This is a genomic window from Kitasatospora sp. NPDC056531, from assembly GCF_042794375.1.
GTDB lineage: Bacteria > Actinomycetota > Actinomycetes > Streptomycetales > Streptomycetaceae > Kitasatospora.
Map to the genome: position 1 here is coordinate 42,190 of NZ_JBHTTU010000027.1, position 20,951 is coordinate 63,140.

At 74.9% G+C, this 20,951-nt stretch carries 8 protein-coding genes; 6 read left to right on the forward strand and 2 right to left on the reverse strand.

All coding sequences use genetic code 11. The annotated features are described in order from the left end of the window. Window positions 1-46: 46 nt before the first annotated feature. From ACFQ87_RS22580 to ACFQ87_RS22600, 5 genes are all read left to right on the forward strand, one after another. A complete protein-coding gene (locus ACFQ87_RS22580) occupies window positions 47-1,750 on the forward strand; it encodes a condensation domain-containing protein (protein ID WP_380612596.1) in 1,704 nt (567 codons plus the stop codon). Between the two features lie 26 nt (window positions 1,751-1,776). Beyond that, window positions 1,777-9,645: an amino acid adenylation domain-containing protein gene (locus tag ACFQ87_RS22585; protein WP_380612597.1), complete on the forward strand. Its 7,869-nt coding sequence runs from the start codon at window positions 1,777-1,779 to the stop codon at window positions 9,643-9,645. Between the two features lie 38 nt (window positions 9,646-9,683). Next, window positions 9,684-16,832: an amino acid adenylation domain-containing protein gene (locus ACFQ87_RS22590; protein ID WP_380612598.1), complete on the forward strand. Its 7,149-nt coding sequence runs from the start codon at window positions 9,684-9,686 to the stop codon at window positions 16,830-16,832. Then, complete coding sequence (locus tag ACFQ87_RS22595; RefSeq protein WP_380612599.1) at window positions 16,829-18,097, forward strand: MFS transporter; 1,269 nt, start codon at window positions 16,829-16,831, stop codon at window positions 18,095-18,097. The genes ACFQ87_RS22590 and ACFQ87_RS22595 overlap by 4 nt, the downstream gene beginning before the upstream one ends. Before the next feature lie 342 nt (window positions 18,098-18,439). Further along, window positions 18,440-18,715: a hypothetical protein gene (locus tag ACFQ87_RS22600; protein ID WP_380612600.1), complete on the forward strand. Its 276-nt coding sequence runs from the start codon at window positions 18,440-18,442 to the stop codon at window positions 18,713-18,715. Window positions 18,716-18,788: 73 nt separating this feature from the next. On the opposite strand, the gene ACFQ87_RS22605 is transcribed toward ACFQ87_RS22600, so the two are convergent. Further along, window positions 18,789-19,928, reverse strand: coding sequence for a serine hydrolase domain-containing protein (locus ACFQ87_RS22605; protein ID WP_380612601.1), 1,140 nt, complete (start codon window positions 19,926-19,928; stop codon window positions 18,789-18,791). A 270-nt stretch (window positions 19,929-20,198) separates the two neighbouring features. Beyond that, complete coding sequence (locus ACFQ87_RS22610; protein ID WP_380612602.1) at window positions 20,199-20,471, reverse strand: DUF6225 family protein; 273 nt, start codon at window positions 20,469-20,471, stop codon at window positions 20,199-20,201. Window positions 20,472-20,723: 252 nt separating this feature from the next. On the opposite strand from ACFQ87_RS22610, the gene ACFQ87_RS22615 reads away from it, so the two are divergent. Further along, window positions 20,724-20,918 (forward strand): hypothetical protein, encoded by a 195-nt coding sequence (locus ACFQ87_RS22615; RefSeq protein WP_380612603.1) that lies wholly within the window; start codon window positions 20,724-20,726, stop codon window positions 20,916-20,918. Window positions 20,919-20,951 lie beyond the last annotated feature (33 nt).

Genomic DNA, 20,951 nt, shown 5'->3' on the forward strand with positions numbered 1-20,951 from the left:
CCAGCCCGCGACACAACGAGAACGAGCGAGAACGAGGCAGACAACGATGGAGAACCACGTGACCACGCCGGAGCAGATCCTGTGCGGCGTGCTGGCCGGCCTGTTCGCGGTCCCGCAGGTCCGACCGCAGGACGGCTTCGTCCGGCTCGGCGGCGACAGCATCATCGCCGTCCAGGTCGTCGGCGCCGCCCGCCGGGCCGGACTGGTCCTCACCGTCCGCGACGTGCTGACCCAGCCGGACGTGGCGGCCCTGGCGGCCACCGCCCGACCGCTGACGCCCGCCGGCCGGGCCGGCCAGGACGACGGCATCGGGCCGATCCGGCCGACACCGATCATGCACTGGCTGCGTGAGCGCGGCGGACCGGCCGACAGCTACTACCAGTCCCTGGTGGTGCGCACCCCGGCGGAACTGACCGAGGAGACCGCCCACACGGTGCTGCAGGCCGTCCTCGACCGACACGACATGCTCCGGCTGCACACGGTCGACGGGGTGCCGCACACCCGGCCGGCCGGCACCGTTCGGGCCGAGGACTGCCTCGTCCGGGTCCGCACGGACGGCGCGGGAGGCACCGAGGAGGTCGACCGGGAGGTGCACGCGGCCCGGGACCGGCTGTCGACCGCGGACGGCGTGCTCGTCCAGGCCGTCTGGTTCGACGCGGGCCCGGCCCGGCCCGGCCGCCTCGCCCTCGTCGTCAACCACCTGGTCGTCGACGGAATCTCCTGGCGGGTGCTGACCGGCGACCTGGCACAGGCCTGGGACGCGGTCACCGCCGGCCGCACGCCGCGCCTCGACCCCGTGCCCACCTCCTTCCGTCGCTGGTCCGAACTGCTCGCGGCGGAAGCCGCCGCCGACCGGAGCACCGCCGAACTCCCGTACTGGAGCGAGGTGCTGGCGCCGGGAAGCGACACCGTCGGGCGCCGCCCCCTCGACCCGGCCCGCGACCACGAGGACCTGGCCGCACACCTCGCCCTGAGCCTTCCCGCCGCCACGGTCGGCCCCCTGCTGACGTCGGTGCCCGACCGGCTCGGCGCGGACACCAACGAGCTGCTGCTGACCGGCCTCGCCCTCGCCCTGTCCCGCTGGCCGGCCTGCGGGCCGAGCGTCCTGGCGGACCTGGAAGGGCACGGCCGCGAGGAGATCCCCGCCGAGGCCGACCTCTCCCGCACGGTCGGCTGGTTCACCACCCTCTTCCCCACCCGTTTCGCGCTGGACGGACTGGACGCGCCCGACGCCGCACACGGCGGCCCCACCGTCGCCCTCGCCCTGCGACGGGTGAAGGAACAGCTGCGCGCGATCCCGCGCAAGGGGCTCGGCTACGGCCTGCTGCGCCACCTCGACCCGCACGCCCGCCGGGCGCTGGCCGCCGCCGGCCCGGCCCAGCTCGGCTTCAACTACCTCGGCCGTTTCGGCGCCGCGGCCGACGCCGACTGGCAGCTGCTGCCCGAGTACGGCGCCCGGCTGGACGCCCCCGGACCGGGCATGCCCATGGCGCACCCCGTCGAGATCACCGCGTTCGTCCTCGACACGGCCGACGGGCCCGTCCTGCACGCCGACTGGGCCTGGGCGCCGGGTGTCCTCGACGAGCCGCAGGTGCGCGCACTCGCCGACACCTGGTTCCGGATGCTCACCGCCCTCGTCGCCCACGCCGACCGCCCGGACGCCGGCGCCGTGGTCGCCGCCGACCTCACGCTCTCCACGATCGACCAGGACGAGCTGGACGACCTCGCCGCCGCCCTCGACGTCCTCTGACGCACTCCAGAAAGCGAACCCACCCCATGAACACCAGCCAGCCGGCGATCGAGGACGTCCTGCCGCTTTCCCCGCTGCAGGAGGGCATGCTCTTCCACTCCGGATACGACCCGGAGTCGAAGCACCTCTACATCGCGCAGTTCACGGTCGACCTGGACGGCGCGCTCGACCCGGCCCGGCTGAAGGAGGCCGCCGACACCCTGCTGCGCCGCCACGCCAACCTCCGGGTCGCCTTCACGCACCGCCGCAACGGCGACCCCGTCCAGGTGGTGCGCCGGGACATGCCGCTGGCCTGGCGGGAACACGACCTCGGCGGCCTCGACGCGCCCACCGCCCGGGCCCGCGCCGACGAACTGACCGAGCAGGACTGGGCCCTGGGCGTGGACAGCGGCCGCCCGCCGCTGCTGCGCTTCACCCTCGTCAGCCTCGACGCCACCCGGCACCGGCTCCTGGTGACGGCCCACCACCTGCTCCTGGACGGCTGGTCGTTCGGACTGCTCTTCCGGGAACTGTTCACCCTCTACGGCAGCGGCGAGCTGCCGCCCGTACGGCCCTACCGCACCTACCTGACCCACCTGGCGCAGCGCGACCGTCCGGCGGCCGAACAGGCCTGGCGCACCGCGCTGGACGGTCTCGAGCGGCCCACCCGGCTCGCCTCCGGCGGCCAGGTCTCGCCCGGGGCCACCCCCGAGGACGTGGTCCTGCACCTGGACGAGCGGCAGACGGCGGCCCTGTCCGCCCGGGCCCGGGACCGCGGCCTGCTGCTCACCAGCGTGATCCAGGGCGCCTGGGCCGTCCTGCTCGCCCGCAGCACCGGCCACGACGACGTCGTGTTCGGTTGCACGGTCAGCGGCCGGCCCGCGGAACTGGCCGGCTCCGACCAGATGATCGGCATGCTCATCAACACCGTGCCGGTCCGCGCCCGGATCGACGGGTCCGCCCCGCTGGGCGAGGCCTGCCGGGCACTGCAGCAGCAGCGCGCCGACCTCGCCGACCACGACCACCTCGGACTGACCGAGCTCCAGCGACTGGCCGGCTCCCCGGCCGCCCTGTTCGACACCAACCTGGTCTTCGAGAACTTCCCGATGAGCGACTACGCGCTCGACCTGCCGGGCGTCGACCTGGACGCGCGGATCCGGTTCCGGGACACCACCCACTTCCCGCTCACCCTGGTGGTCGAGCCGGGCGCCCGCCTCGGGCTCAGGCTCAGCCACCACCCCGAACTGCTTGACCGGGAGCGGACGGCCCAGCTCGGCGCCCGCCTGGTGCGCCTGCTGGAGCGGTGGACGGCCGACCCCGACGCCCCGGTCGGCGCCCTCGACGCCCTCACCGCCCAGGAGCGGGGCCGCGTCCTCGTGGACTGGAACGACACCGCCGCGGACTTCCCCGCCAAAGCCCTGCCCGAGCTGATCGAGGAGCAGGTCGCCCGCACCCCCGGGGCCACCGCCGTCGTCTTCGAGGGGCAGCGGCTGAGCTACCGCGAGCTGGACGAGCGCGCCGCCCGCCTGGCGTCCGTGCTGACCTCCCGCGGCATCGGGCCCGAGAGCCTGGTCGCGGTCGCGCTGCCGCGCTCCCTCGACCTGATCGTCGCCCTGTGCGCCGTGCTCAAGGCCGGCGCCGCGTACCTGCCCGTCGACCCCGGCCAGCCCGAGGCCCGCAACCTCGGCATCATGGCGGACGCCGCCCCGGCCCTGCTGATCAGTGACGGCTGGCAGGCGCCGGGGACGCCGACCCTGCGCCCGGACGCCCCGCCGCCCGCGGCGACGCCCGCCCCCCGGCCCGTGCTCGACCCCCGCCACCCCGCCTACGCCATCTTCACCTCGGGCTCCACCGGCCGCCCCAAGGGCGCCCTCGTCTCCCACGAGGCCATCGTCAACCGGCTGGAGTGGATGCAGCGCACCTACCGGCTCGGCCCCGACGACCGCGTGCTGCAGAAGACGCCGAGCGGCTTCGACGTGTCGGTGTGGGAGTTCTTCTGGCCCCTGCTGACCGGCGCCACCCTGGTGGTGGCCCGGCCCGGCGGCCACCAGGACCCGTCCTACCTGGCCGAGCTGATCGAGCGCGAGCGCGTCACCACCGCGCACTTCGTGCCGTCCATGCTCGACGCGTTCCTGAGCGGCCCGGACGTGTCGCGGGCCCGCTCGCTGCGCCGGGTCGTCAGCAGCGGCGAAGCGCTCTCCCTGCACACCCAGGAGACGTTCTTCCGCACCCTCCCCGACACCGAGCTGCACAACCTCTACGGCCCGACCGAGGCCGCCGTCGACGTCACCCTCTGGGCCTGCCGCCCCGGCCCCGGCCCCGTCCCGATCGGACGCCCCGCCGCCAACACCCGTGCGTACGTGCTCGACGGCCGGCTCGAACCGACCGCGCCCGGAACGGCCGGCGAACTCTACCTGGCCGGCGTCCAGCTGGCCCGCGGCTACCTCGGCCGGCCCGGCCTGACCGCCGAGCGGTTCGTGGCCTGCCCCTTCGCGCCGGGCGAGCGCATGTACCGCACCGGCGACCTGGTGCGCTGGCGCCCGGACGGCGTCCTGGAATACCTGGGCCGCACCGACGACCAGGTGAAGATCCGCGGCTTCCGGATCGAGCTCGGCGAGGTCCAGAACGCCGCCGCGGGCTGCGAGGGTGTCGCCCACGCCGCCGTCGTCGTCCGCGAGGACCGGCCCGGCGATCCGCGGCTGGTCGCCTACGTGGTGCCCGCCACGGGCGCCGCCCCGACGCCCGCCGCGCTGCGCGCGGAGCTGGCCGCCGCGCTGCCCGGGCACATGGTGCCGGCGGTCGTCGTCCTCGACGCCCTGCCGGTGACGCCGAACGGAAAGCTCGACCGGCGGGCCCTGCCCGCGCCCGGCCACCGCACGGGCGGCCGCACCGGGCGCACCGCCCACGAGGAGGTCCTGGCGGGCCTGTTCGCCACGGTGCTGGGCCTGCCCCGGGTCGGCGTGGACGACGACTTCTTCGAGCTGGGCGGCCACTCCCTGCTGGCCATGCGCCTGGTGACCCAGGTGCGCGGCGCCCTCGGCGTGGAGCTGGGGGTCCGCGAGGTCTTCAACACCCCCACGGTCGCGGGCCTGGCCGCCCGCCTCGACGGCGCCGGCGGCGCCCGCCCGGCGCTGCGGCCCGCACCGCGCCCCGCCCGACTGCCGCTGTCCGCCGCCCAACGGCGGCTGTGGTTCCTCGACCGCCTCGACGGGCCGAACCCCGCCTACCACAGCGCGGTGGCCGCCCGCCTCAGCGGCCCGATCGACGTGGACGCGCTGCGCGCGGCGCTGGCCGACCTCGCCGAGCGGCACGAGGTCCTGCGCACCGTCTACCCGGAGGTGGACGGCGAGCCGTGCCAGCGGGTGCTGCCCGCGGCCCCGTTGGAGCTGGAGATCCTCGACCCGGCCCGGGCCGACGTCGCCGAGGTGACGCGCCGCGCCTTCGACCTGGCCGCGGCCGCTCCGGTGCGCGCCGCCCTGCTGGCGGCCGGGCCCGACGAGCACACCCTGGTCCTGGCGATCCACCACATCGCCACCGACGGCGAGTCCTGGGGGCCGCTGCTGGGCGACCTCGCGGCGGCGTACGCGGCCCGGCGCCAGGGCCGGGCGCCGGAGGGCGCACCGCTGCCGGTGCAGTACGCCGACTACACGCTCTGGCAGCGGGAACTGCTGGAAGGCGTGGGGCAGGAGCAGCTCGCCCACTGGCGCGAGGCGCTGTCCGCCCTGCCCGAGGAGCTGGCCCTGCCCACCGACCGGCCCCGCCCGGCGGTGGCGAGCCCGGCGGGCGACGCCGTCGCCTTCGACCTGGACGCCGCGCTCACCCGCGAACTCGAGGCGCTGGCCCGCCGGCACGGCTGCACCCTGTTCATGGTCCTCCAGGCCGGCCTGGCCGTCCTGCTGTCGCGCCTCGGCGCGGGCACCGACATCCCCGTCGGCACCGTGGTCGCGGGCCGCTCGGACGAGGCCCTGGACGACCTCGTCGGCTTCTTCGTCAACACCCTGGTCCTGCGCACCGACGTCTCCGGCGACCCCGCCTTCGGCGACCTCCTGCACCGGGTACGGGAGAGCGACCTGGCCGCGTTCGCCCACCAGGACGTGCCCTTCGAACAGGTCGTCGAGGCGGTCAACCCGCGGCGCTCGCTGGCCCGTCACCCCCTCTTCCAGGTGGCGCTGACCCTGCGACGCGCCGGGTCCACGGCCGCCGTGGAACTGGCCGGCCTCACCGCCGACACCACGGAGGTCGACGTCACCGAGGCCGAGTTCGACCTCGCGTTCCAGTTCACCGAGCAGACCGGCACGACGGGCGGACTGCGCGCCGTGGCCAAGTACCGCACCGAGCTGTTCGACCGCGACACCGTCCGCACGCTCGGCGCACGGCTGCGCACGGTCCTGGAGTCGGCGCTCTCCCGGCCACGCGCACGGGTGTCGGAGCTGGACCTGCTGCTGCCCGGGGAGCACGCCCGGCTGGTCGGGGACCGGCTGCCGGCCGCCCCGCCGCGCCCGGACACCCCCGAAGGCGTCCACCTGGCGTTCACCCGCCAGGCGCTCCGCTCCCCTGACGACGTCGCGCTCAAGGCCGGAGCGGTCGAGCTGACGTACCGCGAACTCGACGAGCGCGCGAACCGGCTCGCCCACCGGCTGACCCGGCTCGGTGTCACCACCGAGTCCCCGGTCGGCGTGCTGATGGGGCGTTCCCCCGACGTGGTCGTGGCGATGCTGGCCGTCCTCAAGGCCGGCGGCGCGTACGTACCGCTGCACACCGGCCACCCCGCCCCGCGCATCCAGCGGATCATCGACGACGCGGGCTGCCCCGTCCTGCTGGTGGACCAGGAGTTCCACCGGCTGGGGCTCGACTGCGGGCAGACCGTCCTCGTCGGCGGCGCCGAGTCCGACGGCCCGGCCGGGACCGCCGACGGCGACGCCACCGCCGCGCCGGTGCGGTGCCGCCCCGACCGGCTGGCCTACCTCATGCACACCTCGGGCTCCACCGGCCGGCCCAAGGGCGTCGCCGTCACCCACCGGGACGTCCTGGACCTGGTGGCCGACCGCGGCTGGCACACCGGCGGACCCCAGCGCGTGCTGTTCCACGCCCCGCACGCCTTCGACATCGCCGACTACGAGCTGTGGGTGGCGCTGCTCTCCGGTTGGCAGGTCGTCGTCGCCCCCGAGGGCGAACTCACCGTCGCCGCCCTCGGCGCGCTGATCCGCGACGAGCGGATCACGGCCGTCCACCTCACCGCCGGACTGTTCCGCGTCGTCGCCGAGGAGCAGCCCGACATCCTGGCCACCGTGCGCGAGGTGCTGACCGGCGGCGACGTGGTCAGCCCCGCCGCGGTACGGGCGGTGCGGGCCGCCTGCCCGGCCACGGTCATCCGCCACCTGTACGGCCCGACCGAGGCGACCCTCTGCGCGACCTCCCACCTCGTCACCGACCACACCGACGGCCCGGTGCCGATCGGCCGACCGCTGGACGGCACCCGCGTCCACGTGCTCGACGACCGGCTGCGCCCGGTGCCGCCCGGCACCCCCGGCGAGCTGTACATCGCCGGGGCCGGAGTGGCACGCGGCTACCACCGGCGCCCGGCGACGACCGCACAGCGGTTCGTCGCTGACCCCTACAGCGCGCCCGGCACCCGGATGTACCGCACCGGCGACCTGGGCCGCCTGCGCACGGACGGCCTGCTGGAGTTCCTCGGCCGGGCCGACGACCAGGTGAAGGTCCGCGGCTTCCGGGTCGAGCCGGGCGAGGTCGAGGCGGCGCTCGCCGCCTGCCCGGGCGTACGCCAGGCCGTGGTCACCGCGAAGCCGGCCGGGGACGGCGAGAAGCGGCTGGTCGGCTACGTGGTCGGCGAGCTCTCCCGATCCGACGTGCGCGCCCGCCTCGCCCGCCTGCTGCCGGACTACATGGTCCCCGCCCACCTCGTCGTCCTGGACGACCTGCCGCTGACGCCCAACGGCAAGGTCGACTACCGCGCCCTGCCCGAGCCCGCGCCCGCCACCACGGGCGGCCGAGCGCCGCGCACCCCCCGGGAAGAGATCCTGGCGGGCCTGTTCGCGGAACTCCTGGACCTCGACACCGTCGCCGCCGACGCCGGCTTCTTCGACCTGGGCGGCCACTCCCTGCTCGCGACCAGGCTGGTCAGCCGCGTCCGCACCGCCCTGGGCGTCGAACTGACGCTGCGCGACGTCTTCCGGGCGCAGACCGTCGCCGCGCTCGCCGAACTCGCGGGCCGCGCCGAGCGGGCCCGGCCGCCCCTGCGCCGCACCCGGGGCACGCAGCAGCCGCCGCTGTCCTTCGCCCAGCACCGGCTGTGGTTCGCCCAGCAGGCGCAGGAGGAGTCCGCGGACCACAACGTCCCCTTCGCCTACCGGCTGCACGGCCCGCTCGACGCGGCCGCCCTCGGCGCCGCCCTCGGCGACCTCACCGCCCGGCACGACGTGCTGCGGACCGTGTTCGACGAGATCGACGGCGAACCCCGGATCCGGCTGCTCACCCCGGCGCAGGCACCGGTGACGCTGGAGCGCGAACGCGTCACCGAGGCGGATCTGCCCCGGGCCGTCCGCGAGGCCGCGGGCCACCACTTCGACCTCGCGCAGGACCTGCCCCTGCACGCCCGGCTGTTCGAGCTGGGCGGTGACCAGTGGGTGCTGGTCCTGGTGGTGCACCACATCGCCACGGACGGCTGGTCCTGGGCGCCCCTGCTGGGAGACCTGGCGACCGCCTACGCGGCCCGGCGCGAGGGCCGCGCACCCGACTTCCAGCCGCTGCCGGCGCAGTACGGCGACTACACCCGGTGGCAGCGCGAGCTGCTCGGGGACGAGCACGACCCGGACAGCCTGATCCACCGGCAACTGACCTTCTGGAAGAAGGAACTGGCCGGCGCCCCGGCCGAGCTGGCCCTGCCCTACGACCGGCCCCGGCCGGCCGTGGCGAGCTTCGCGGGCGGCTCCGTCCCGATGGAGCTGGACGCGGACCTCCACGGCCGCCTGCTGGAGCTGGCCCGCCGGCACGGCTGCACCCTGTTCATGGTGCTCCAGGCCGGCCTGGCCGTCCTGCTGTCGCGCTTCGGCGCGGGCACCGACATCCCCGTCGGCACCGTGGTCGCGGGCCGCTCGGACGAGGCCCTGGACGACCTCGTCGGCTTCTTCGTCAACACCCTCGTGCTGCGCACCGACGTCTCCGGCGACCCTACCTTCACCGACCTCCTGCACCGGGTGCGCGAGGCCGACCTCGCCGCGTACGAGCACCAGGACGTCCCCTTCGAACGGGTCGTGGTCGACGTCAACCCCGAACGCTCCCTGGCCCGCCACCCCCTCTTCCAGGTGCTGCTCCAGGTGCAGAACGAGCCCCCGGCCCTGCCCCGCCTGGCCGGCCTCGACGCGCGGGCGTACCCCGTCCCGTGGCAGGTCTCGAAGTTCGACCTGGGCGTCGACCTCGGCGAACAGCGCGCGGCGGACGGCAGCCCGCTCGGCCTCACCGGCGAACTCACCTACGCCACCGACCTGTTCGACCACCGGAACGCCGAACGGCTGGCGCAGGACCTGGCCGCCGTCCTGCGCCACCTCGCGGCCGACCCCGAGCAACCGGTGGGCGCCATCGCCGGACTGCCGCACCCCGCCCAGCACCGGCCGTCCGAGAGCGCGAGCGAACCGGCCACCGGCGACCGGACCGAACAGCGGGTACGCGAGCTGTACGCGCAGGTGCTCGACAAGGAGTCCGTCGGCCCCGACGACAACTTCTTCGCCCTCGGCGGCCACTCGCTGCTGGTGACCCGCCTCATCAGCCGGATCCGGGCGGAGCTGGGCCGCGAGCTGAAGATCCGCGACCTGTTCCAGAACCCCACGCCGGCCGCCACCGCCGCCCGGCTGCGCGACGCGCCCCAGGCACGCCCCGCGCTCGGCCGCGCCACGTCCTGAACCCGCCCGTCGCAACCCCCGCACGACCAGGAGGTCCTGTGTTTCCCGTTTCGTTCGCCCAGCGGCGGCTGTGGTTCCTCAACCAGATGGGCGAGACCGGTTCGGCGTACAACTGCCCGCTGGCCACCCGGCTGCACGGCCCGCTCGACGTGGCCGCCCTCGGCGCGGCCCTCGGCGATCTCGCCGCCCGCCACGACACGCTGCGCACCGTGTTCCCCGAGGTGGAGGGAGAGCCGGTGCAGCAGGTCTGCGACCGCCTCCCGCACCTCGAGGTCACCCGGACGACGGAGGCCGCCCTCGCGCCGGCCCTCGCCCGCGAGGCCGGGCACGTCTTCGACCTCACCACCGAGCTCCCGCTGCGAGCAGAGCTGTTCGAGCTCGGCGGCGACCAGTGGGTGCTGCTGCTGGTGGTGCACCACATCGCCACGGACGGCTGGTCCTGGGGTCCGCTGCTGGGCGACCTGACGGCCGCCTACGCGGCCCGGTGCGAGGGCCGGGAGCCCGACTTCGAGCCGCTGCCGGTGCAGTACAGCGACTACACGCTGTGGCAGCGCCAGGTCCTGGGGGAGGAGGACGACCCCGACAGCCTGGTCACCCGGCAACTCGACTTCTGGAAGCGCGAGCTGGCCGGATCCCCCGAAGAACTCGCCCTGCCCCACGACCGCCCCCGGCCCGCCGCGGCGACCTTCGCGGGCGGCTCGGTGCCGGTGGAACTGCCCGCCGACCTCCACACCCGGCTGCTCGACCTGGCCCGGGAAAGCGGCTGCACCCTGTTCATGGTCCTCCAGGCCGGCCTGGCCGTCCTGCTGTCGCGCCTCGGCGCGGGCACCGACATCCCCGTCGGCACCGTGGTCGCGGGCCGCTCGGACGAGGCCCTGGACGACCTCGTCGGCTTCTTCGTCAACACCCTCGTGCTGCGCACCGACGTCTCCGGCGACCCCGCCTTCAGCGACCTCCTGAACCGGGTGCGCGAGGCCGACCTCGCCGCGTACGAGAACCAGGACGTCCCCTTCGAGCGGGTCGTCGGCGCCGTCAACCCCGGACGCTCCCTCGCCCGCCACCCCCTCTTCCAGGTGATGATGACCCTGGAGAGCGGACAGAGCCCGGCCTTCACCCTGCCCGGCACCCGCTGCGCCGAGCAGCCGGTCGGCTGGGACATCGCCAAGTTCGACCTGACGGTCGACTTCCACGAGCAGACGGGCACCGACGGCACCCCCGCCGGGATCACCGGAGCACTGGAGTACGCGACGGACCTCTTCGACCGCGAGACGGCCGCGGACCTGGCGGCCGGGATCGCCCGCGTCCTGGAGAGCCTGGCCGCCGACCCCGGCGCGCCGCTGTCCCAGGTCGACCCCCTCTCCGCCGAACAGCGCGAGCAGGTCCTGACCCACTGGAACGACACCGCGGCCCCCGTTGCGCCGCAGACCCTCCCCGAGCTGTTCGAGGCACAGGCCGCCCGTACCCCCGGCGCGACCGCCCTGGTCTTCCAGGACACCGCCCTGACCTTCGCCGAACTCGACGCACGCGCCAACACCCTGGCACACCGCCTCGCCGACCACGGGGTCGGCCCCGAACACCTCGTCGCCCTGGCCCTGCCCCGCTCCGCCGACTCCGTGATCGCCCTCCTCGCCGTGCTCAAGGCCGGCGCCGCGTTCGTCCCGGTCGACACCGACTACCCGCCGGAGCGCATCGCCCACCTGCTGCGCACCACGACCACCGTCGTCACCGACCGCGCCACCGCCGCGACCCTCCCCGGCACCGGCGCCGCCCACGTCCTCACCGACGCCCCCGGCCACTTCCCGGACACACCGCTGGGCCGCGAGATCCACCCCCGCAGCGCGGCGTACGTCATCCACACCTCCGGCTCCACCGGCGAACCCAAGGGCGTGGTGATCGACCACGCCGGACTGCGCAACCTGTACGCCTTCCACCGCGCCGGCGTCATCTCCCGGGCCCAGGAGATCGGCGACGGCCGCCGGATGCGCATGGCGCTCACCGCCGCCCTCTCCTTCGACACCTCCTGGGAGGGCCTGCTCTGGATGGTCGCGGGCCACGAACTCCACCTCATCGACGACGACACCCGCCGCGACGCCGCCGCCCTGGTCCGGCACATCGCCCGGTCCGGCATCGACGCCCTCGACGTCACTCCCACCTACGCCGAGCAACTGGTCGAGGAGGGCCTGCTCGACGACCCCGCACACCGCCCCACGGTGCTGCTGCTGGGCGGCGAAGCGGCCGGCGCGGCCCTGTGGACCCGGGTCCGCGCCGCCGACGGGATGCTGTGCCACAACCTCTACGGCCCCACCGAGTGCAGCGTCGACACCCTGTGGTGGGACGCGGCCCACAGCGAACAGCCGCTGGTGGGACGCCCGATCGCCAACACCCGCGCCTACGTCCTCGACGACCGGCTGCGCCCCGTCGCCCCCGGCGTCCCCGGCGAGCTGTACCTGGCCGGCCCGAGCCTGGCCCGCGGCTACCTCAACCGCCCCTCGCTCACCGCGGGGCGCTTCCTCGCCTGCCCCTTCGAGACCGGCGCCCGCATGTACCGCACCGGCGACCTGGTCCGCTGGGACCGCCAGGGCCGCCTCGAATACCTGGGACGCGCCGACGACCAGGTCAAGATCCGGGGCTTCCGGATCGAACCCGGCGAGGTGGAGGCGGCCCTGCGCGCCTGCCCCGAGGTCGCCCAGGCCGCGGTGATCGCCCGCGACGCCGGCCCCGGCGGCAAGCGCCTGGTGGCGTACGTGACCGCGGCCGCGGGCCGCACCGTGGACGCCGGCGCCCTGCGCAAGCGCCTCGCCGCCGGCCTGCCCGACCACCTGGTCCCCTCGGCCGTCGTGGCCCTGGAGGCGCTCCCGATGAACCGCAACGGGAAGCTGGACCGCGCCGCGCTGCCCGCACCGGACCTCACCGCGCAGATCTCCTCCCGGGCGCCGCGCGGCCCCCGCGAGGAGATCCTCGCGGAGCTCTTCGCGCAGGTGCTCGGCCTGCCCGCCATCGGAGCCGACGACGGCTTCTTCGACCTCGGCGGACACTCCCTGCTGGCCACCCGCCTGCTCTCCCGCATCCGGTCGACCCTCGGCGGCGACCTCGGCATCAGGGACCTCTTCCAGCACCCCACCGTGGCCGCACTCGCCGCCCGCCTCGGCGACCTCGCCGGCCCGGGGCGCGCCCGCCCGGCCCTGACCCCGGCCCCGCAGCGCCCGCACCCCCTGCCCCTGTCACCCGCCCAGCGCCGCCTGTGGTTCCTCAGCCGCGCCGGCCAGGGCACCGGCTACCACTGCCCGTTCGCCCTGCGGCTGCGCGGCCGCCTGGACACCGACGCGCTCTCCCGGGCCCTCGCCGACGTGATCGCCCGCCACGAAGGACTGCGCACGGTGTTCCCGGAACAGGACGGCGAGCCCTACCAGCAGGTGCTGCCGGCCGACACCGCGGTGCGCCTCGACGTCGTGCCGTGCGCCCCCGAGGGCACCGCCGAGGCCATCGACGCCCTGGTCACCCGCCCCTTCGACCTGGCCGCCCGCCCGCCCGTGCGCGTGCAGCTGCTGGCCGTCGGCCCGGACGAATGGGTGCTGGTGCTGGTGGTCCACCACATCGCACTCGACGGCTGGTCCTGGGGCCCGCTGTTCCGCGACGTGGCCGACGCCTACCGGGCCCGGACCGAGGGACACGGCCCCGACTGGTCGCCGCTGCCGGTGCAGTACGGCGACTACACCCTGTGGCAGCGCCAGGTCCTGGGCGAGGAGGATGACCCCGACAGCCTGATCTCACGCCAGCTGGCCTTCTGGCGCGATCAGTTGGCGGCGTCACCGGCGGAACTCGCCCTGCCCTACGACCGCCCCCGGCCCGCCGCGGCGACCTTCGCGGGCGGCTCGGTGCCGGTGGAACTGGACGCCGACCTCCACACCCGGCTGCTCGACCTGGCCCGGGAAAGCGGCTGCACCCTGTTCATGGTCCTCCAGGCCGGCCTGGCCGTCCTGCTGTCGCGCCTCGGCGCCGGCACCGACATCCCCGTCGGAACCCCGGTCGCGGGCCGCTCGGACGAGGCCCTGGACGACCTCGTCGGCTTCTTCGTCAACACCCTGGTCCTGCGCACCGACGTCTCCGGCGACCCCGCCTTCACCGACCTCCTGCACCGGGTGCGCGAGGCCGACCTCGCCGCCTACGAGAACCAGGACGTCCCCTTCGAGCGGGTCGTCGAGGCGCTCAACCCCGAACGCTCCCTCGCCCGCCACCCCCTCTTCCAGGTGCTGCTCCAGGTGCAGGACGGCGCCGACGCCGCACTCGACCTCCCCGGGCTCGACGTCCGCAGTGAACCCTTCCGCTTCGACGTCGCCCAGTTCGACCTGACCGTCGACGTCCAGGAACGCCGCGCCGCCGACGGGACGCCCGCCGGGATCGGCGGCTTCCTGGAGTACGCCGCCGAACTGTTCGACCACACCACGGCCCAGGACGTCGCCACCGCCCTGGAACGGGTGCTGCGCCTGCTCGCGACCCACCCCGACCGGCCCGTCGGCGCGGCCGACCCCCTGACCCCGGCCGACCGGCAGCGCCTGCTGACGGCATGGAACGACACCGAGCTGTCGGTGCCACCCGCCACCCTCCCCGAACTGTTCGAAGCCCAGTGCGCCCGCACCCCGCAGGCCACCGCCCTCGTCCACGGCACCACGAAGATCACCTTCGCCGACCTCGACACCCGCGCCAACCGCCTGGCCCACCGCCTCGCCCACGCCGGCGCCGGCCCCGAGCAGGTGGTCGCACTCGCCCTGCCCCGCTCGCCCGCCGCGGTGTGCGCCCTGCTGGCCGTCCTCAAGACCGGCGCGGCGTTCGTGTTCGTCGACACCGACCACCCCGTCGAGCGGATCGCCCACATCCTGACGGACTGCACTCCGGCGCTCCTGGTCACCGACAGCGACACCACCCACCGGCTCCCGCTGCACGCCGCCCCGCGCACCCCCGTCGTCCTCACCGACGACCCGAGCGCGACCGCGGCCGGGCCCCGCCAGGGCCCCGCCCGCGCACCCCGCCCCGCCGACGCCGCGTACCTGGTGTACACCTCCGGCTCCACCGGCCGCCCCAAGGGCGTCGTCGTCGACCACGCGGCCCTGCGCAACCTCCACGCCTTCCACCGCGCCCACACCATCCCCGCCGCCGAACGAGCCGTCGGCGCACGGCGGTTGCGCGTGGCGCTCACCGCCTCCCTGTCGTTCGACGCCTCCTGGGACGCCCTGATGTGGATGGTCGCCGGGCACGAGCTCCACCTCATCGGCGACGACGTGCGCCGCGACGCCGCGGCCTTCGTCCGGTACATCGCCGACGCAGCCCTCGACGTCGTCGACGTCACCCCCACCCACGCCGCCCAACTCGTCGAGGAAGGCCTGCTCGACACCCCGCCACGCATGCTGCTCATCGGCGGCGAAGCGGCCGACGAACACCTGTGGAACCGCCTGCGCGCCACACCCGGCATGCTCTGCCACAACCTCTACGGCCCCACCGAGTGCACGGTCGACGCCCTGTGGTGGGACACCGCCCGCAGCGAGCACCCCCTGGTGGGCGGCCCCGTCGCCAACACCCGCGCCTACGTCCTCGACGCGGCGCTGCGCCCGGTGGCACCGGGCGTGCGCGGCGAGCTGTACCTCGCGGGCGCCGCACTGGCACGGGGCTACCACCGCAGGCCGGGGCTGACCGCCCAGCGGTTCGTGGCCTGCCCGTTCGAGGAGGGCACGCGGATGTACCGCACCGGCGACCTGGTGCGCTGGGACCGCGACGGACGCCTGGAGTACCTCGGCCGCACCGACGACCAGGTGAAGATCCGCGGCTTCCGCGTCGAACTCGGCGAGGTCGAGGCGGCGCTCGCAGCCGCCCCCGGCGTCGCCCAGGCCGCCGTGACCCTGCGCTCCGACGGTCCGGGCGGCGGCACACGGCTGGTCGGGTACGTGGTCCCCGGCCAGGGCCGCGCGGCGGTGGAGCCCTCCGCGCTGCGCGCCCACGTGGCCCGAACCCTGCCGGCCCACATGGTCCCGTCCGCGGTCGTCGTGCTCGACGCGTTCCCGCGCACGCCCAACGACAAGCTCGACCGGGCGGCGCTGCCCGCACCCGACCCGGCCCACCCGGCGTCAGCGACGCGACGTGCCCCCCTGACCCGGCGCGAGGAAGTCCTCGCGGTCCTGTTCGCCGAAGCGCTGGGCCTGCCCCACGACGCCGTCGGCGCCGACGACGGCTTCTTCGACCTCGGCGGCCACTCCCTGCTGGCCGCCCGGCTGATGTCCCGCGTCCGGGAGGCCCTCGGCGAGGACCTGGGAGTCCAGGACCTCTTCGCGGCCCCCACCGTCGCGGGCCTGGCCGCCCGAGTGCCGGAGCGCGGTACCGCCGAGCCCGGCCGGACCGACGACGCGCTCGCCCCCCTGATCACCCTGCGGCCCGGCGCCGCCGGCGAGCCCGCCCTGTTCTGCGTCCACCCGGGCGCCGGCACCGGCTGGGTGTACCGGTCCCTCCTCGACCACCTCGGCCCGCACCGGCCCGTCCACGCGCTGCAGGCCCGCGGCCTCAGCCGGCCGGGGGCGCGGCCCGCGAGCGTCGCGCAGATGGCCGACGACTACGCCGCACTGATCCGCACGGTCCAGCCGAGTGGCCCCTACCACCTCCTGGGCTGGTCGTTCGGCGCACTGGTCGCCCACGCGGTGGCGGTGCGGCTCCAGACGGACGGCGAGGACGTGGCGCAGCTCGTACTCCTGGACGGCTACCCGGCCACCGAGGCGCAGCCGCACACCGGCACGGGTGCGGCCGACCCCCTGCGGGACCTGCTGGACTCGCTCGGCTACCCGCCCCAGGAACCGTCCCACGCCACGGGCCCCGCCCCGATGACCCTCGCCGACCTCGTCCGCGTGGCCCGAACGGCCGACGGCCCGCTGGCGGCCTTCGACGAGGAGACCATCGCCGCGCTGGGCGAGGCGTACGCCCACCACGACGCGCTGGCCGCGGCCCACCGTCCGGGTGTCTTCCACGGCGACCTCACGCTCGTCGGCGCCGCGCACGAGGCCGACGCGCCGGGTCCCGAGACCTGGCAGCCCCACGCCTCGGGCCGCGTCGACCACCACGAGGCGCCGTGCACCCACGGCGAGATGATGGCCGCGAAGCCGGCCGCGCAGATCGCTGCGCTCCTGTCCGAGGGCGTGGTCCGCCGATGAGCACGACGACGACCACGGCGCCGACCACCCCGTCCGGCGCCCTGCGCCGGCGCGACTTCCGTCTCCTGTGGGCGGGCGAGTCCGTCAGCCAGTTCGGCAGCGCCACCACCCGCGTGCTCCTTCCGCTGATCGCGGTGAACACCCTGAACGCCGACTCCTTCACCATGGGCCTGCTGGGCGCCGCGGCCTGGGTGCCGTGGCTCCTGATCGGCCTGCCCGTGGGAGCCTGGACGGACCGGATGCGACGCCGACCGGTGATGATCGTGTGCAACACGGTCTCGGCGGTGCTGATGCTCTCCCTGACGGCGGCCGACTGGCTGGGCCTCCTCACGACCGGTCAGGTCCTCCTCGTCGCCCTCCTGACCGGCACCGCCGACGTGTTCTTCCGCGCGGCCTACAGCGCGTACATCCCCACCCTGCTGCCGCAGGAGGAACTGGCCGACGGCAACGCCAAGCTCCAGACCAGCGAGTCCGCCGCCGAGGTCGTGGCGCCGGGGGCGGGCGGCGTGCTGGCCCAGACCGCGAACGCGGCCCTGGGCTTCCTCGCCGACGGCCTGAGCTTCCTGATCTCCGCCGTGCTCCTCATCCGGATCCGCGCCCGCGAGAACCCGCCCGGCGGCGAGGAGCGGGCGGGAGCCGACCGGTCCCTGCCCGCCGAGATCCGGGAAGGCATCGTCCACCTCGCCCGCGACCCCTTCCTGCGCACCATCCTGGCCTGCGACGCGGCGATGAACCTCTTCCTGGCCGGCGCCCAGTGCCTGGCGATCGTCTTCCTCAGCCGAACCGTCGGCGCCGACAGCGGCGTCATCGGCATCCTCATCGCCCTGACCGGCCTCGGTGGCGTCCTCGGCGCGATGCTCTCACCCCGCCTGGCCCGCCGGTTCGGCACCGCCCGTGCGGTCATCCTCTGCGCCTTCTGCAGCGGCCCGTTCGGACTGCTGATCCCACTCACCACCAACGGCACCGGCCTGCTGGCCTTCCTGCTCGGAGACTTCTGCCTGATGGCCGGCGTCGTTGCCGGAAACGTCATCATCGTGAGCTTCCGTCAGGCCTACTGCCCCCCGGAGTTGCTCGGCAGGGTCAGCTCCAGCATCCGCTTCGTGATGTACGGAACGATCCCCATCGGCAGCCTCCTGGGCGGCACCCTCGCCACCGTCCTCGGCAACCGGGACGCCCTGTGGCTCCTCTACACCGGCAACGCCCTCTGCGCCCTCCTCCTCCTCACCGGCCCCCTGCGCACCCGACGGGACCTACCGGTGCCGTGAGCCCCCGCCCCACGGCCCGGGCCCCGACCGGCCGACGAGCACACGGCCGCGTACCATCCCCGTCCCCCGGGGGTGGTGCGCGCGGAAGTGCACGTCCACTGCCTCGGCATACGCGATTGCGTCGCTCTCCAGCTCCGACAGGTCCCTCCCGACCGGCTTCCGTCGTACGCGACCTCGGGACCGTGCGCGGCGTCGGCAGCGATGCGGAACAGCCCCACGACTTGGCTCACACAGGCCGTGACAAGCAGGCGGTGAAGAGGACTGCTCGTCCCGTTCGGCGGCTCCGGTCTTGAATGCCGTAGTCACTCCTCTGGAGGCACCTGAGACTTGCCGCTGCCCGTCATGTCGATCGCCGACCAGCAGACTGCCGGGTGCCGCCGAGCTCGCACGGATCACGCAGAAGTGATCCGCAAACCCGTCACGGGGCTTGGGATCAGCGCTCTCCTCGCCGGGGTCGAGTTCGGGCAGGCAGCCGGTCACCGCGACGGTCTTGCCGAAGCCGGCGCCACCGTGGATGCACATCATGGCGCGGGCGGCGACGGCGTCGGCGAGGTTCTCCCGCACGGTGAGCAGCGCGCGGGTGGTGACCAGACGGGCCTCGGACGGGTGATGCACTGAACGGCCCTGTCGAGACCGAAGCAGCGCGCCGCCTCGCCGACGGCCTCAAGAGCGACTGATCACCCGCTTACCCTCAGGCGGCGGCCAGGCCCAGGGCCGTGCGGACCTCGTGGACGAGGCGGGAGTCCAGGCCGGGGGCGGTCATCCGGTTCTTGATCAGGGCGAACGAGAACCGGGCCGCCGGGTCGGCGAACGCCGTGCTGCCGCCGGAGCCGCTGTGACCGAAGGCGCTCGGCGGGCGGACAGGGGGCGACGAGGCGTCACCGACGACGAAGCCGCGGCCCATGGTCCAGGGGATGCCCATCGTCCGGTCCACCCCGCTGGCCCGGCCGGTGGCGGCTTCCTTCAGGGTCGCCTCGGAGAGCAGCCGGACGCCCGACAGTTCGCCACCGCAGGCCAGCGCCGCGTAGAGCCGGGCGACGGCGCGCGCGGTCATGATCCCGTTGGCCGGCAGCGGGGTGCGGCGGAAGTCGGCGCGATTGGCCAGCGCGGCGACCGGCAGCACGGCGCGCGGCACGGCCGCGAAGAACGGCGCCTCGGCCGGCATGCGCTCAAGCAGGGCCGCCCAGCCGCCGTCGTAGCAGGTCGCGAGCCGCGGCAAGAGGTGGTCGGGGACGTGGAACAGCAGCTCGTCGGAGACGCCGAGCGGCGCGGCCAGTTCGTCCCGCAGCAGTTGGTCGCAGGTGCGGCCGGTGGCGCGGCGCAGGATCTCGGCCAGCAGCACCCCGTACGTCCAGGCGTGGTAGCCGACCGCACTGCCGGGCTCCCACCGCGGCCGCTGGCCGGCGAGCCAGGCGGCCACGGCCGGCAGGTCAAGCAGCCGCTCGGGCGTCACGTCAGTGGGCAGCTGCGGCACGCCCGCGGTGTGGTCGAGCACCTGTCCCAGCGTGACGAACTCCTTACCCGCGGCCCCGAACTCCGGCCAGTAGCGTGCCACCGGCGCCTCGTACGCCAGCACCCCCCGGTCCACCAGCACCGCGACCAGGGCCGCCGCCACGCCCTTCCCGGTCGACCAGGACGGCACCAGGGTGTCCGGCCCCATCGGCCGCCCCCCGGCCAGGTCGGCCCTGCCCGCCCGGGCGTCCACCACCACCTCACCGTCCAGCCAGGCGGCCACCTGCACCCCGGTCTCCTCACCCGTACCGGTCAGCTCCGCCAGGATCGCCTCGACCCGTCGCTGTGCCGGGTTGTCCGGCGTCGTGTCGGCCGTCATGTCCCGTACCCCTTCGATCCTTCGGGCCACCCACGACCGCGGGGGCCCGAAGGGTCCAACTCGGGCGACGATCAGAACGATCCCCACGGCCGGCCGCAGACCGCCCGGCCACGTCCCGGCGCCCCGGTCCTCGGGGAGCCGGCAACAGCTGAACGTGTGCCTGGAGCCCATCAGTACCGAGGCCGTCGATGGCGCCCTTGGCATCACCGCTGGGGTGTGCCGGGCAGGGAAGGGCTCCTGGGGTCCGGATGGCCGCCCGCGGCGGAGCTGTCAGTCCGGCACGTCGTAGGTTCCTGCTGGCCAGTCCGCGAACAGGGTGTACTCGACCTCGTTCCGCTCCGGCGCGGTCGTCGTCGCCGGCCAGCACAGCTCGATGGGTTCGTAGTCGACCAGGACGTGGTCTTGGTATCCGTCGAAGTCGCCCGGGTCGGACGCAACACCGATGTGGATGGGTGCGTCGTCGGGGAGGTCCTTGATCGCTTCGCGGAGGCGTCCAGCTGTCCAGACCTCGGGCGAATGAGCGTAGGTGTCAGTGTCGGCCATACCGGGAGTATCCCCCTCGGGGCTCTCCGCCCAGGGCGAATGCGCCGCCGCCATCACCGTCGTGTCGGCCGAGATGTCAGCACCACCCTGCTCCCGCCCGGACGGCCAGGGATGAGGGAGAACGAGGGTGGTCGGGCGTAGCCACAGGTCACAAGCGTGCGTACATCAACAAGCGCGTTGCGTCCGCGACGAGCGACAGTGGCCTGCCAGGCCGGCACGCCACGGGAGTGCCGGTGCAGTCAAGCTCAGGCCTTGACCGGGACCAAGGTGCCGGCGGTGACCGCCTGGACGAAGGCGGCGAACGCCTCCGGCCCCGGCGCCCTGGACATCCTCACCAAACCCGACGGCACCCTCACCACCTCGCTGCGCCTCGGGGTCTCACCGGGCCTGGTGAAGTTCGAGGGCTCCCGGCCGGTGGGCCGAGGTACTGGAGCTGATCGCCGATAGGGCCAACCCGGCCCGGCACATGAAGCCCGCCGG

What these genes read in the sequence shown, in the direction of transcription:
- ACFQ87_RS22580 (WP_380612596.1), top strand. Translation starts at nt 47, where the DNA reads ATGGAGAACCACGTGACCACGCCGGAGCAGATCCTGTGCGGCGTGCTG.
- ACFQ87_RS22605 (WP_380612601.1), bottom strand. Translation starts at nt 19,928, where the DNA reads ATGACGGCCGACACGACGCCGGACAACCCGGCACAGCGACGGGTCGAG.
- ACFQ87_RS22595 (WP_380612599.1), top strand. Translation starts at nt 16,829, where the DNA reads ATGAGCACGACGACGACCACGGCGCCGACCACCCCGTCCGGCGCCCTG.
- ACFQ87_RS22600 (WP_380612600.1), top strand. Translation starts at nt 18,440, where the DNA reads ATGTCGATCGCCGACCAGCAGACTGCCGGGTGCCGCCGAGCTCGCACG.
- ACFQ87_RS22610 (WP_380612602.1), bottom strand. Translation starts at nt 20,471, where the DNA reads ATGGCCGACACTGACACCTACGCTCATTCGCCCGAGGTCTGGACAGCT.
- ACFQ87_RS22585 (WP_380612597.1), top strand. Translation starts at nt 1,777, where the DNA reads ATGAACACCAGCCAGCCGGCGATCGAGGACGTCCTGCCGCTTTCCCCG.